This window comes from Vibrio sp. nBUS_14 (assembly GCF_051201655.1).
GTDB lineage: Bacteria > Pseudomonadota > Gammaproteobacteria > Enterobacterales > Vibrionaceae > Vibrio.
Map to the genome: position 1 here is coordinate 72,787 of NZ_CP179206.1, position 13,519 is coordinate 86,305.

Sequence of the window (13,519 nt, forward strand, 5' to 3'; positions counted from 1 at the left end):
AGGATCCGGATCGGCGTAGACATCGCCTTTATAAGCCATTTTGGACTCCCGCATGTTTTTCAATGATATCTTTGAATTGAAGAGGATCGACAGAAGCAAAATAAGTCACAGGGTGAGCTGTTTTAATTTGCTCTTTAGCATTGGCTGTCAGTACGTCGTAGCTACTGTCGTTCAATACTTTGTCGGATGCTTTAACTTTTTTAACCCATTGGTCGAAGTCGGCATTGTCAACTGCGTGTGCTTTGAACTTCATATTGGTAAAGCCAAAGCCGCTATAGTTTGCAGAAATACCACGATATACACCTTCCTCTTCTGCCATAAGGTGAAGTCTGTTTTCCATACCAGCCATTGCGTAAACCTGACTACCGAGTTGTGGGATGAAGAATGAATTCATCGTGGTGTCAGACGTAACTAAGAATCTTACTGGGCGGTTTACAGGTAGCGCAATTTCATTAACCGTTGCTATTTGGTGTTCAGGGTAGATAAACAGCCATTTCCAGTTCATTGCAACAACTTGGATAGTCAAAGGTTTTTCTTCAGATGCAATTTCTTTACGCGGGTCGAGAGAGTATGAGGTTTGATAAGTGATCCAACCTAACGCAAGAATGATTAGACAAGGAACTGCCCACACAATCACTTCGATTTTTGTGGAATGCTCCCAGTTTGGTTTGTATTCAGCATCTCTATTACTGTGACGGTATTTATAAGGGAAATACACGGACATCAGCAAAACAGGGACTATGATGATTGCCATTAAAAGTACTGATGTAATGATCAATGAAGATTGGGCTTGACCAACCGAACCTTTTGAATCGAATAGAACCATGTTACTGCTAGTAAATAAGAACGTTAACAGTGCTACTGATAATATTGCAAGGATCGTTATTTCAACTATCCTTCTACGTGTTGTCTTCATTTTTCCTCACCTATTTATCGTAATGTTATTAATTAACTCAATAACAAAATCAGAAGACTTCTTTAAAAAATTGTTAAATTTTTATTATTTATTTGTAAATAGTTGACATTGTGGTAAAATTTAATAGATGACGAGTGCATGCACGGACCCTGATTAATTTTTTAGTTCTACTCGAGACGTATGAAGTACTGCATTGAACGCCAGGTAAACTTCACAGTGACTTTATTACAACTTTCCTCAGGTAACTGACACGCCAGAATTCAGATTTTCTATATCCACAAAATTTGTCTTGTTGTTTGCTTTTGATATTGACCGTACCTGATCTCCTTATTTTTTAGTGAGTTTTATGAGTTATATGATTGCAATTTGAAGGCAAAATAAAGCGGAGTAAAGCGTCAGTTACATTTCGTTACGAAATAATGATACTTGTTACAAATATTACAGGTTTTGGATGTAAAATAGGTAATCTTGCCCTTTTATAGTGTGTTCTTCCTCGCTTTATCCTCTCTGGTCACTCACTTCTGCATTAGTTAAAGATTAAAACTACAAATAGTCTTTTTCTGTAACTCATGAGCCTTACTCACACTCTCTTCTTTATACTTCTAGAGCCATGTACGCTTTAAGGTGCGATATAGATCAATTTTCGATGCCTGCAGTCCTGAAGATTAGTGAGTTTATAAAGTGATTGAGCTTTCATTATGTGTTACTTAACCTGAGATCTGGTTAAGCGACCACGATGCCATGTATATCTGACAGTTCAAATTCTTGAGCTGTTAGATTCAAACTTGGCTGGTCATTTTTCAAGAAATAAGGCACAGATTAAGTTCAACATAAAGCCATGAATACTGCGATGTATTGAGTGTTCAATGTAGGAAATGTTCTGCTCTCGAAACGAGCAATTAGTTCCATTCCAACGCACTTTTATCCAGAACTCCGGTTAACTAGGTATTACTTACGGCTCTTGTTTATCTCTACTTTCGCTGCGAATAGTTTGCACCGCTAATATGTATTGTTGAGGCAATCAGGTAAACTGATTGCCTCTTTTGTTTTAATACTACTGTCTGTTGGAGACGACCTTGCAACTAAAACTGATTTGCGAAGATGCCACCCAAATCGATCATCTAAATGACTTAGCGACCCGTTGGAATTTATCTCATGCTGAAAACAGCGATTTCGCTTTGGTACTGACTAGTGAGCGACTTGAGTTACGTAAAGTCGATGAACCTAAGCTTGGTGCTATCTTTGTTGATTTAGTCGGAGGCGCAGTCGGTCACAGACGTAAGTTTGGTGGTGGTAAAGGTCAGGCAATTGCTAAGGCAGCAGGTTTAAACAAAGGAGCAACACCAACTATCTTAGATGGCACCGCTGGTTTAGGGCGCGATGCGTTTGTTCTGGCTTCGTTGGGTTGTAAAGTACAAATGGTAGAGCGAAATCCAGTGGTGGCGGCATTATTGGATGACGGCCTGCAGAGAGCACAAAAAGACCCAGACATCGGTGGTTGGGTGAGTGAACGCATGAAGTTGATTCATGCTTCTAGCCATGATGCCCTAGACAAGCTGAGTAACGATCCTGACTTCGAACAGCCAGACGTGGTGTATCTCGACCCTATGTACCCGCACCCAGAGAACAAAAAGAAATCGGCTTTGGTTAAGAAAGAGATGCGTGTATTCCAATCTTTGGTGGGTGCAGATCTGGATGCTGATGACTTATTTGAGCCTGCGATGAAGCTGGCATCTAAGCGTGTTGTGGTCAAAAGACCGGATTATGCGGCGTGGTTAGACGAGCAAAAACCAAGCATGGCGATCGAAACTAAAAAGAACCGTTTTGATGTGTATGTGAAAGCATCAATGACTTAAGTAAAGCATCAATAACTTAGCAACACGCTAAGAAAGTTTCCCGTCATAAATACGATAAATTGCTATTTAACACTTGCGGTAGTCTCATTACGGATGTATATCTAACTAAGAATCATTATTATTCTTAGCTGGAGTTGTAGCATGGCTAAACGCTTTTGTAAGTTAAACCGTCGAGATATCACCGAACACTTGGGAGAAATCCACAGTTTGGTGACTGAACCAAAGTTCGTGTGCCGCTCTTGTGCGCGCTCATCGTCGGATCAAGCGAATCTATGCAAACCTACAGCCATCCCACCGATTGATTGCCAGAATAAACCCGCGGAAGAAAAAGTCGCGTGTGGTCTACTTGCTGAAACATTGCCAACGCCAGAAGTTTCTCTTATCGAGGTAATGGACAGCGTTGAGCCAACAGTACAAATCTTTGACCCTGCAGCCGTAGAAAAAGTGGATAAAGTTGCGCTGAAAAAAGCTAAGCTGAAAAAACTGATGGCGAAGGCGAGCGGCGATGAGAAAGCTGAACTCAAACAAGCGAAGAAAGTGGCGAAGAAACAAGATAAGTACAACAAAAAGCTAGCTAAGATGATTAAAAAGCAGCAAAAGCTGCTTAAGAAAAGCCAAAAATTGGAAAGTGACCTTGAACGCATCAACCAACAACTTGATGACGTTGTCTTCACTGAAAGCAAGACTCAGGTCGTAAGCCACAATCACATCCACTGAAGTTAATTTGAAGAGCTTACTGCTGCATAGATGATTTAAAAAGAGCGACCTATGGTCGCTCTTTTGCTTTCTGGATATTATTTTAAATAAGAATCTTGCTAGTCAAACAAAGCTTACTTAGCTAAATACAGCTTGTTAGTTAACTTAAGCTTGTTAGTTTAAGGCGCTAGGCATTGCTAGCATCTCTCGCAACACGCTTCTTAACCCAAGTTTCGTTAACCCATAAAGACAGCAAGATAACCCCACCACCGATGGAAAGTCGTACTAGGTCGACATCTCTATTCCAAATAAGGATGTTCACCACAAGGCCGGCTGGAACTAATACATTGTTCATCACAGCAAGTGCGCCAGCATTGACCATGCACGCGCCTTTGTTCCACATAAAGTAACCCAGTCCTGAAGCAATTAAGCCGAGGTAAAGCAGAACTCCCCATTGAAGTGTGGTCGTCGGCAGTTTCTCTGGGTTACCCAATAGCATGAAAGCAACCGAAGCCACACACAGAGCGCCTAGATAAAAATAACCAAATACCGTGTGTTGAGGTAATTCAGTCGCTTCTTTTTCCATTACCACCTTGTAGCCGACCTGACCGATAGCAAAGCATAGGTTCGCGCCTTGCACGACCAAGAAGCCGACCAAAAAGTTCTCATTGATGCCTGCAAATTTAATAAATACCGCGCCTAATACCGCAATAGCAGCGGTCACTAAATACCAAGGTGAGAATTGCCCTTTGAGAAAGTCATAAATAAGCGTGACATAAATGGGGGTGAAAACCGTAAATAAAAGGACTTCAGGCACCGACAGCAGCAAGAACGACTGATAATAGAAACAATACATCAGCCCAAGCTGAATACCACCAATCGCCATCAATTTAGCGATCAGCTTACGTGAGACACTACGGAACTTAAGGAAGGGAAGAAATACGAGTCCCGCAAGGGCAACACGCATTAGAACAGAGAACCAAGCATCAACCTGACCAGCAAGGTAGACGCCGATCAGGCTAAAGGAGAAAGCCCACAGTAGGGTGACACCAGCTAAATAGCTCATAGTAAAACTTCGTTAATAAAATATGATCTGTATGTTACCTAACCTTAAAGCATTAGTCTCCTGAATCTCTTAGAGGCACGACCAGCATATCAACGGGAGAGGCGTTGATCAGTTGTCGCGTTGAAGAAAGTAGCTTGCTCCAGAAGTCTTGATGGTGACCACAAACCACTAAATCAACATTGAACTCGTTGATGGTATCACACAGCTCATGACTCAGGTCGCCACTACCCACTAAGGTGTGGGTGATCGGGTATTGAGCATGTTCAGCAAAGTTTTGCAGCTGGACTCGAGATGCTTCCATCGCGTTATGCTGAGTTTCCGCCATGTTGATATCGATTAGGCCGGTATACAGCTCAGCATAGTTAATATCGATATGGATGAAAGATACTTTGGCTTCCAATGGCTTTGCCAGTGCTACCGCTTTATCGACAATTAATTTGCTGTCTTCTGATAAATCGACCGCGACTAAAATATGTTTGTAACTCATATCGCTACCTCCTTTATTCATTGTCTGTGTAAAGATTAGCACTATGCGATGGCTTTTTTTGCTTAAGTGATCTCATATCCATCGTCTTGCGTACTGGCTTTTCAAATTGTTGGTCAAATAATGGTCAGCGAGATATTCATTAAATAGTGATATAGTAGAGAAAACTAAGGTGTAATCAGGAGACTTTAATGCTATCTAAAACAATGGTTGATCAACTCAACGATCAAATTAATCTAGAATTTTTCTCATCCAACCTATACTTACAAATGAGTGCTTGGTGTGAAGACAAAGGGTTTGAAGGTGCAGCAGAGTTTCTGCGTGTTCATGCAGTAGAAGAAATGGAACACATGCAGCGTCTTTTCACTTACGTAAGCGAAACAGGTGCAATGCCAATTCTAGGTGCGATTGAAGCACCAAAACATGAATTTGATAGCCTTGGTGCTGTGTTCCGTGAAACTTACGAACATGAGCAAATGATTACTCAAAAGATCAATAAATTGGCTCACGTTGCTTTCAGCACACAAGATTACTCAACCTTTAACTTTCTGCAATGGTACGTTGCAGAGCAACACGAAGAAGAGAAATTGTTTAAAGGTGTATTGGATAAGCTAGAGCTTGTTGGTGAAGACGGTAAAGCACTGTTTTTTATTGATAAAGACCTAGCGCAATTGGCGAAAGATGGTTCATCTTCAATTATGGAAGCTCCTACCGTTTAGGTAGTACGAGAAAGACACTGATTATCTTTTTCTTTTGAGTTTTCTTACGAAGATGTAGGGAGGAAAAGATGATCAGCGGCGACACTATTCTATTTGCACTAATGGTTGTGACATGCTTGAACTGGGCGCGTTATTTTACTGCGCTAAGAACACTCATTTACATCATGCGAGAAGCACATCCTCTACTTTATCAGCAAGTCGATGGTGGTGGATTCTTCACAACTCATGGCAATATGACCAAGCAGGTTCGCCTGTTTAGTTACATCAAAAGTAAAGAATATCACCATCATCACGACGAAGTTTTTACGTCGAAGTGCGATCGTGTAAGACAGTTATTTATACTTTCTTCCGCTCTGTTGGGTGTAACGTTGCTGTCTTCATTTATCGTTTAAATTCCAGATGAATTGAGTGATTAACTAGATCTCAATTCGTTGAATCATCCATCCACTTTATCATGTTGGGGCGGGCAGGAATTTGCACGAATGAACATCAATTGCAAAGTTGAAAATTGCCGTTAGAATAGCGAGCAACTAGTAAGGATGTGCAGTTATGCACATCCTTTTTTATGGGTGGCGTTATGGGCACAAGGTGTGCTTTGTGATGCAAAAGTGAAGAAAGCAGAACCGCAATGAGTGAAAAATTTGACGTAATCGTAATTGGCGCAGGTGCAGCTGGCTTGATGTGTGCAGCAGAAGCAGGCAAGCGCGGGCGACGAGTGCTCGTCGTAGATCATGCAAAAAAATCGGGCAGAAAAATTTTAATCTCAGGTGGCGGCCGTTGTAACTTCACTAACTATGATGTTTCAGCCAACAACTTCCTATGTAACAACCCTCACTTCGTGAAGTCAGCCTTATCTCAATACACCAATTGGGATTTTATCTCGATGGTGAGCAAGTACGGTATTGAGTTCGAAGAGCGAGACCATGGCCAATTGTTCTGTGTGAATGACCACACTGCAAAAGACATCGTGAGCATGTTGCTTGAAGAGTGTAAGCAGGCGAAAGTTGAAGAGCGCTACCGTTGTGATGTTCACTCCATCGAAAGAACAGACGCTGGCTTTAAGATGCACCTCAATACCGACGAAGTTGAGTGTGACTCACTTGTCGTGGCGACGGGCGGTTTATCGATGCCGAAACTAGGCGCGACGCCATTTGGCTATAAGATTGCCGAGCAGTTTGGTTTGTCTGTGATGCCAACAACCGCAGGTTTGGTGCCATTTACTCTGCATAAAGAAGATAAAGAAGCCTTTGCTGAGCTTTCAGGAATCGCGATTCCTGCCGAAATCACCGCGCAAGATGGCACTTTATTCAAAGAAGCGCTGCTATTTACTCACCGCGGCCTATCTGGCCCTTCTGTACTGCAAATCTCTTCATTCTGGAAAGCGGGTCAATCGGTTTCTGTCAATCTAGTTCCTGAAGTGGATGTGGCTGATTTACTTGAAAACTCTCGTGAGAAACACCCAAATCAGAGCCTGAAAAATACCTTAGCGAAAGCATTACCCAAGCGTTTCGTTGAGGTGTTGATTGACCGTAAAGAGCTGGAAGACAAGCCGCTCAAACAGTTCAACGAAAAGCAGCTAAATGACATTGTCGAGCATTTAGAGAACTGGAAAATCGCACCCAATGGCACCGAAGGCTACCGAACTGCGGAAGTCACTCTAGGCGGCGTGGACACCAATCACCTATCTTCAAAAACCATGGAATGTAAGGCGGTTTCTGGCCTCTACTTCATCGGCGAAGTAATGGACGTAACAGGTTGGTTAGGTGGCTATAACTTCCAATGGTGCTGGTCGAGCGGCTTTGCAGCTGGGCAGTGGGTGTAGTTATTGTGTAGAAACAATAAAGTTCGCCCGTAAGCACTAAAGTTTGCCCGCAAGAGCATTTTCAGACAATAAAGTTTGCCCGTAAGGAGAACTAACCTATTCTTTACAGAGGTAAGCCTTATTGGATTAATCATGGGACGTGGACGAAAATTAGAGTCGTTGAAAGACTATCAACGGGCGCTGAAGAATAGGTATGGAATAGGTCAAGGCTCCGAGTACAAGCCTTGGCTTCGAATTCAAGATGTAAAATCCAAAGGTACTCGTTCGTTAATCTACGGTAGGAAATCTCAAAGACACCACCATATGATGTCTTCAATCGAAAGTGAGTTTTTTTATCTAGCGGAGTTCTCGGATAGCGTTATTGATATCCGAGAGCAGTTCCCAATCTTGCCTCTCAACTACACACAAAAAGTAGCTAGCATACTGGGTGTAGAGCATCCAGCACATCCTCAAACGAAAGAACCTATCATCATGACGACTGATCAGTTGCTCACGGTGAGCTCTCTTCAAGGTAACTCATATCACGCAGTTTCTGTTAAACCTGAAGATGAGTCAGACAACCTACGTGTACTCGAAAAAATTGATATTGAGCGAGTTTGTTGGGAGCTTCTTGGAGTTAAATTTAGCTATTTTACTGGCAATGATTTGACAAAAACTCAGAGTCGTAACCTCGATTGGGCCACTTCTCCTTTCCGCGAAAATCCTGTTCTTTTTTCTAATGAGCAGGTCGACTGCGCACTATCTATTATTAGGTTAGGTCAATGTTTTATTGAAGATATTCATAGTCGATTTGTTTCGATGAGTATTGCTTCCAATAATGATGCCTTGTTGCTGATTCGCTACCTCATCGCAGAAAAATTCATTGATGTGGATTTGTCTATTAATATTCCAGAGTCAGGTGTATTAGATGTTAAAAGAGTGCTAATGGATAAAAGGGGAGGAATATATGGAGCTTCCTAAAAATAGTGTTTGGGAGTTTAAGGGCTCTGATTTAGCTGAAGATAATTTGTATCGAGTCTTGGATATCATGCGTGATGTTGAGTCCGTGGTGCTATTTCCTCTCAATAAAACTTCAACAACAGTACGACCTTTTGCTGTATCGGTCGAGGCATTTTTTGAGCAAGTAAAATGTCAAAAAGTTAAAAATTCGCAGTTTATCTTACCTAGTTTTCTTCTGGTATCTGAAGAGAGCATTCCTCAAGAACACATCGTTCGTAGAGATAAAAACTATGAAACGGTCAAAGATATTGCTTTTGATAGAGCTTTTGTTTTTGACTACGCAACAAAAAAGCGTGTCCCTCAGCTCGCAGAATTCGCTCGGGAAATCGGAATAGATCGTAAAGCTTTAGCTCGGCTACTGACTCTATTTTGGCGTTATGGTCAGGACAAAATGGCTCTGCTTCCCGCTTTTTCACAAAGTGGTGGTTTGGGTAAGGATAGAAAGCCGACGAACAAGCCACTCGGAGCCCCAAAGAAACCTAGGACGGTTGCAGTAGAAAGAGCAACTAAATACATCGTTTCTGATGTTGATAAAGATAAGTTTAAGAAAGCGCTCAAAAAGTACTATTTGAAAGAATCTGGTCTTACTTTGGCAAAAACATATAAAAAAATGCTAGCAGATAGTTATTCTGATGAAGTGCGTTTTGCTGATGCATGTGGAAGGCCGCCAATTGTACCGACACTCAAACAGTTTAGTTACTGGAGAAAAAAACTATTTGATAAAGAAGAGATTATTAAGAGTAGAACGACTGAAAATGACTATTTGAGAAATAAAAGGGGCTTATTAGGAAGTGTTATTCAGGATAGCTACTTACCTGGGACTCACTTTGAAATTGATGCAACCGTTGCAGATGTGCACATTGTTTCTGAGTTTGGTTCTCAACATGTGTTAGGGCGACCAACTATTTATATTGTAGTGGATAGAGCTAGTAGAATGATCGTAGGTATGCATGTATCACTCTTCCATGCTTCATGGCGTGCTGCGAGGCAGGCATTAGTGAATTGCTTTCTACCTAAGTCTAATTATTGTAGAGAATTCGGTGTGGATATCGAAGAGTCTGAATGGCCGTGTGCACATATTCCGAAAGAACTTGTCTGTGATAATGGGGAGATGATTGGTTTGAAACCTCAGAAAGCTCTTACCCCTATGACTAAGTTGTCCTTTGCTCCTCCTTATAGGCCTGATTGCAAAGGTGTGGTTGAGAAACGTTTCGATATTTTAAATAAAGAAGTAGTTCATGAGTTCTTAGGAACGACGAGAGGTGGAAAGGTTGTCAGAGGTAATCGAGATCCGAGAAAGGATGCGATCTATACACTAAAAGAAGTTACTACTGAAATAATAAAAGCCGTTCGAGAGCATAATCGCTCGACTCTAGATGACTTAGCCTTTTCTAGCCCACTATTGGTTGAGAACGACTTATCGCCTACCCCACTAAATTATTGGAAAATTCACGTTGCTAAGCACAAACATGAGCTGCAGGCAGCAAGCCCAGGTGAAGTGATAGCTCGTTTACTCCCTCCGGCTGAAGTTAGTATGACGCGAAGTGGGATTCACTTTAATGGGTTGTATTACTCTTGCTCAGAACTTGAAGAGCGTGATTTGGCATCTGTAGCAAGGTCGTCTGGTCAATGGCGTTTAGAAGCTCGAGTTGATGAAAATACGACAAACCACATTTATGTACGGCTAGATAAAAATAAAGGTTTTATCCGTTGCGAACTTTTGCCTCGTAGTCGTATGTTTTGCAATAAATCCATGTTTGAATCAGATTTTATACAGGATTGGCTTGATTCAAAAAAAGAATTAGCTCCTATAAGCGTAGCTTCAATCGACGATCATAAGCATCGACAGCAAGTGACGCGCGATGCGAAGACGCGAAATAAAAACTCTGAAAAAATGACGTTTGCAGATAAAACAACAAATGTCCGTCAGCATCGTAAGGATGAACTTTCTGCAACAACGAATGTGCTTACCTCTGAGAGCGATAATTCAGCCTTAATTGAAGTCTCAGAAGCTCCACATACAGGTAGCAAGGTTATTCCGCTACCAAAGGGGAGAAAAAGAAGAACCAAAGGAGGCAAGTCATGAGAGTGGAGAGGGCAATCTATCATGATGCAATCCTACCTGAGCATCAAGGAAACCCATTAATAGAAGCTCTTCGACCAAAGAGACGTTGGGAAGATGTAATGGAGGAATTTAGTAACTATCCAGGTTATGCCGAAGATATTGCAGATGATCCAGATCCTTTAGTTCGAGATGAGTACTTAAATCGAATTGAAGAGCTTAGACAGCCTCTAACTGCTTATCAAGCTTGCTTTAGAGCGGTAGAAAGAGCAATCAAAAAGGGATACTCAGTTAAGAACCCACTCAAACCTACAACTGCACAATATTTACACTACTTGGTAGATGAAAGGCCAGATGTCGAACCACGTACTGGTTTTTTTCAACCTAAAGGTGATGGATTGACTCTGATCGGTGAAAGTGGTGTCGGCAAGACATCCATGATTGAGCAAGTCTTGGGCTACTTTCCAAATGTTATTGAACACGATCGATATCATGGTCAGACGCTAGGACTGAGAAAGCAAGTGGTTTGGATTAAGGTTGATTGTCCTAGTAACTCAAGTGTAAGGGATTTATGCGAAGAAATATTATCTTCTTTAGATCTTGCTCTGGACCGAGAGAAAACTAAGCCAGCAGGGACGATTGGAGCTCTTGTTCGTCAGATGGAGCAATGCATTAAATCAAGCTTTCTTGGGATGTTAGTCATTGATGAGATGCAAAACCTTCAGTTCAAACGCACTGGAGGTGAAAATAACCTTCTTAAATTCTTACACAGATTGGTAAATAAATTAGGGATCCCTTTATTCTTTGTGGCAAATCCACCATTTGACCAGACATTAATCAAAGAGCTAAAAGCGGCCAGGCGTGCTGAAAGTGGTTATCATCACACTATGTCAGCCCTTGAGAAGGAGAGTGACTCTTGGAAGGCTTTCATAGGACAGCTTTGGAATTACCAATGGACCAATGTATATACAGAGCTGAATGACGAACTAAATGATACGCTTCACAAACTTTCGGTTGGTAATATTGATATGGCAAGTCGTACATATCGAGAGGCTCAGCGGTTGGTTATTGGAAGTGATGATGAAAGAATCACTGTTGCTACACTTGAATCGGGTAATGCCGTTGCATGTGGGTTATCACGACAAACAGCCGAAGTTCACAAGCTAAAAAGTACAGTTGCTTTGCCTAGCGGTAAGCAACGACGAATTAAGCAAGACGGGAAAGTCGCTGCAATAAACATCGATAAAACGGGTGATATCACAAAACCTCAGCACCCAGAGTTTTCAGCGCAACTCATAGAGCTTGTAGGTGCAGTTGACTTACTAAGCCGAATTGACAACCCGAACTTATTTCAGCAAGCGGCTAGTATGGATGAACCTATACGTTATTTAAGATCTCGTAAAGTCCTGTTAGACGCTCCTTTGTTGGAGTTGTCCTATAGTTGAGTTAGTTATCACTCTTTAAAAAGGGGTTGGTTATGTGGCTGCCTCAAGTGCTTCCTGATGAATCTCTATTTAGTCGAATATGTCGTTATTTAGCGCTCTCGGGTACGTCACGTAATCAGTCCTTACAGCGCTTACTGGGGGATGGAAGAGCAGCTGTTCATCCTTACCTGACTTCTCATTTAGTTAATCTTAGTCGATTTACTGAGGAATCGGCGGGGAGCTTGCTGAGGTATCAGACATTACGTCCCTTATTTGCTTATTATTTGCCTCGATATAGCACTGGAATTAATGATGACTTTGCTAGCTCTAATGATTTAATAAGGGCTTGTCAGTTATCAGCTTTTCGAGAAAGAGAGCATTTAGTCGCAAAATATTGCCCCGAGTGTGCACAAGAAGATATGCGTAACTATGGTGTTGCTTATTGGCACTGTACACATCAAATTCCTGGTCTATGGGCATGCTCAAAGCACAATACTTGGTTAGTTCAGAGTGAACTTCCTAGTCGTTCTCATACGGATAGCCACTTTCTCCCGAATCCTAGTGCTCAGTCAGAAGACTGTGGAAGTTTGGCTATGAAATTTGCTGAATATACAGAGCTAAAATTGAACGTAATTCGTAATGAACGAAGTAGAAAGGAAGTGTTTTCTGACTTGTATCGACGAGAGTTAAAAGGGAAAGGGGGCTTGACCAACGCTGATCGGGTTAAAAGAAAAGCACTTGCGTTGGGGGTGTTTGAAGTATCAGCGCAATTGTCACCGCGTCCATCTTATTTATATCCTCGCTCTCGAACTGACTTTCGATACTTCTCATCTTTGTTTTTAGGTCAACACCCACAACATCCATTCAAGCACCTCTTGTTGGAGTTTTATTTGTCTCAATGTTTGTCTGATAAGATCTTTCATAACAATGTAAGCCCTCCCTCCTCTATAGAACTTGAGTATGAGGAGTGTTGTTGTGAGCTATTAAAATCAGGGTTATCCATGGCTGCAGTAAGCCGAGAAATTGGGAAAAGTAGATGCTACGTTAAAACTATCGCCTTGAAGTTTAAGATCCCAGTTAATTTAAAACCAAAAAAGATTACAGACAGACTAAAAGAATCCATCGTAAGGTTGGCTTATAAGGGCTTTCATCGAAATGTGATTGCTAAAAGGTTTGGTGTGTCGATAGGCAGTATTGAATTAATTATATCAACAACCTATGGGTTGGTTGAGTGGCGCAGAAAGTGCAAGAGAGAATCGCTCAAGCGAAAATACAAATATTCGATTTTTAAGTTCGTGAAGGTCTATCCAAATTCATGCCGACAAGAAGTAAAGAAGAATTGCGAAGCTGCATTTTATTGGCTTTATCAGCATGATCCTGAGTGGCTTGAATTAGTTCTTCCGATTCCTCAGAGAGCGTACCATATTGATCGGGTGGATTGGGTGGCTAGGGCGTGTTGATCTTTGCTGTACATT

General features: G+C 41.6%; 12 protein-coding genes. 9 read left to right on the forward strand and 3 right to left on the reverse strand.

Features of this window, described 5'->3' with window-relative positions:
- Nucleotides 1-28 precede the first annotated feature (28 nt).
- On the reverse strand, nt 29-916 hold the full coding sequence (gene cyoA / locus ACMAZD_RS00340; protein WP_435248126.1) for a ubiquinol oxidase subunit II: 888 nt from the start codon (nt 914-916) through the stop codon (nt 29-31).
- A gap of 1,076 nt (nt 917-1,992) precedes the next feature.
- Here cyoA and ACMAZD_RS00345 point away from each other — a divergent pair.
- Together ACMAZD_RS00345 and ACMAZD_RS00350 are read left to right on the forward strand one after the other, a co-directional pair.
- Nucleotides 1,993-2,772: a class I SAM-dependent methyltransferase gene (locus tag ACMAZD_RS00345; RefSeq protein ID WP_435248127.1), complete on the forward strand. Its 780-nt coding sequence runs from the start codon at nt 1,993-1,995 to the stop codon at nt 2,770-2,772.
- A gap of 141 nt (nt 2,773-2,913) precedes the next feature.
- Nucleotides 2,914-3,489, forward strand: a complete 576-nt coding sequence (locus ACMAZD_RS00350) for a hypothetical protein (RefSeq protein WP_435248128.1) — start codon at nt 2,914-2,916, stop codon at nt 3,487-3,489.
- Between the two features lie 166 nt (nt 3,490-3,655).
- Here the strand turns inward: ACMAZD_RS00350 and ACMAZD_RS00355 are convergent, their stop codons facing one another.
- Entirely contained in the window at nt 3,656-4,534 is an 879-nt protein-coding gene (locus ACMAZD_RS00355; RefSeq protein WP_435248129.1) for a carboxylate/amino acid/amine transporter, read from the reverse strand.
- A gap of 52 nt (nt 4,535-4,586) precedes the next feature.
- Nucleotides 4,587-5,021, reverse strand: a complete 435-nt coding sequence (gene uspA, locus ACMAZD_RS00360) for a universal stress protein UspA (RefSeq protein ID WP_435248130.1) — start codon at nt 5,019-5,021, stop codon at nt 4,587-4,589.
- Nucleotides 5,022-5,209: 188 nt separating this feature from the next.
- Here uspA and ftnA point away from each other — a divergent pair, with 188 nt between their 5' ends.
- The 7 genes from ftnA (at nt 5,210) to ACMAZD_RS00395 (ending at nt 13,504) form a co-directional block, all read left to right on the forward strand.
- Nucleotides 5,210-5,737 carry a non-heme ferritin gene (gene ftnA / locus ACMAZD_RS00365; protein WP_435248131.1) on the forward strand — a complete coding sequence of 176 codons (528 nt, stop codon included), beginning with the start codon at nt 5,210-5,212 and terminating at the stop codon, nt 5,735-5,737.
- A 68-nt stretch (nt 5,738-5,805) separates the two neighbouring features.
- Nucleotides 5,806-6,129, forward strand: coding sequence for a universal stress protein UspB (uspB, locus tag ACMAZD_RS00370; protein ID WP_102437840.1), 324 nt, complete (start codon nt 5,806-5,808; stop codon nt 6,127-6,129).
- A gap of 236 nt (nt 6,130-6,365) precedes the next feature.
- Nucleotides 6,366-7,559, forward strand: a complete 1,194-nt coding sequence (locus ACMAZD_RS00375; RefSeq protein ID WP_435248132.1) for an NAD(P)/FAD-dependent oxidoreductase — start codon at nt 6,366-6,368, stop codon at nt 7,557-7,559.
- Nucleotides 7,560-7,691: 132 nt separating this feature from the next.
- A complete protein-coding gene (locus ACMAZD_RS00380; protein WP_435248133.1) occupies nt 7,692-8,519 on the forward strand; it encodes a TnsA endonuclease N-terminal domain-containing protein in 828 nt (275 codons plus the stop codon).
- Nucleotides 8,506-10,644, forward strand: coding sequence for a Mu transposase C-terminal domain-containing protein (locus ACMAZD_RS00385; protein WP_435248134.1), 2,139 nt, complete (start codon nt 8,506-8,508; stop codon nt 10,642-10,644). The genes ACMAZD_RS00380 and ACMAZD_RS00385 overlap by 14 nt, the downstream gene beginning before the upstream one ends.
- Entirely contained in the window at nt 10,641-12,065 is a 1,425-nt protein-coding gene (locus tag ACMAZD_RS00390; protein WP_435248135.1) for an ATP-binding protein, read from the forward strand. The genes ACMAZD_RS00385 and ACMAZD_RS00390 overlap by 4 nt, the downstream gene beginning before the upstream one ends.
- 32 nt (nt 12,066-12,097) lie before the next feature.
- On the forward strand, nt 12,098-13,504 hold the full coding sequence (locus ACMAZD_RS00395) for a TnsD family Tn7-like transposition protein (protein ID WP_435248136.1): 1,407 nt from the start codon (nt 12,098-12,100) through the stop codon (nt 13,502-13,504).
- Nucleotides 13,505-13,519 lie beyond the last annotated feature (15 nt).

Excerpts from the sequence above, each read along its gene's own strand:
- ACMAZD_RS00395 (WP_435248136.1), top strand. The coding sequence starts at position 12,098 with ATGTGGCTGCCTCAAGTGCTTCCTGATGAATCTCTATTTAGTCGAATA.
- ACMAZD_RS00390 (WP_435248135.1), top strand. The coding sequence starts at position 10,641 with ATGAGAGTGGAGAGGGCAATCTATCATGATGCAATCCTACCTGAGCAT.
- ACMAZD_RS00355 (WP_435248129.1), bottom strand. The coding sequence starts at position 4,534 with ATGAGCTATTTAGCTGGTGTCACCCTACTGTGGGCTTTCTCCTTTAGC.
- ACMAZD_RS00375 (WP_435248132.1), top strand. The coding sequence starts at position 6,366 with ATGAGTGAAAAATTTGACGTAATCGTAATTGGCGCAGGTGCAGCTGGC.
- ACMAZD_RS00385 (WP_435248134.1), top strand. The coding sequence starts at position 8,506 with ATGGAGCTTCCTAAAAATAGTGTTTGGGAGTTTAAGGGCTCTGATTTA.
- ACMAZD_RS00380 (WP_435248133.1), top strand. The coding sequence starts at position 7,692 with ATGGGACGTGGACGAAAATTAGAGTCGTTGAAAGACTATCAACGGGCG.
- uspA (WP_435248130.1), bottom strand. The coding sequence starts at position 5,021 with ATGAGTTACAAACATATTTTAGTCGCGGTCGATTTATCAGAAGACAGC.
- cyoA (WP_435248126.1), bottom strand. The coding sequence starts at position 916 with ATGAAGACAACACGTAGAAGGATAGTTGAAATAACGATCCTTGCAATA.
- ftnA (WP_435248131.1), top strand. The coding sequence starts at position 5,210 with ATGCTATCTAAAACAATGGTTGATCAACTCAACGATCAAATTAATCTA.
- uspB (WP_102437840.1), top strand. The coding sequence starts at position 5,806 with ATGATCAGCGGCGACACTATTCTATTTGCACTAATGGTTGTGACATGC.
- ACMAZD_RS00350 (WP_435248128.1), top strand. The coding sequence starts at position 2,914 with ATGGCTAAACGCTTTTGTAAGTTAAACCGTCGAGATATCACCGAACAC.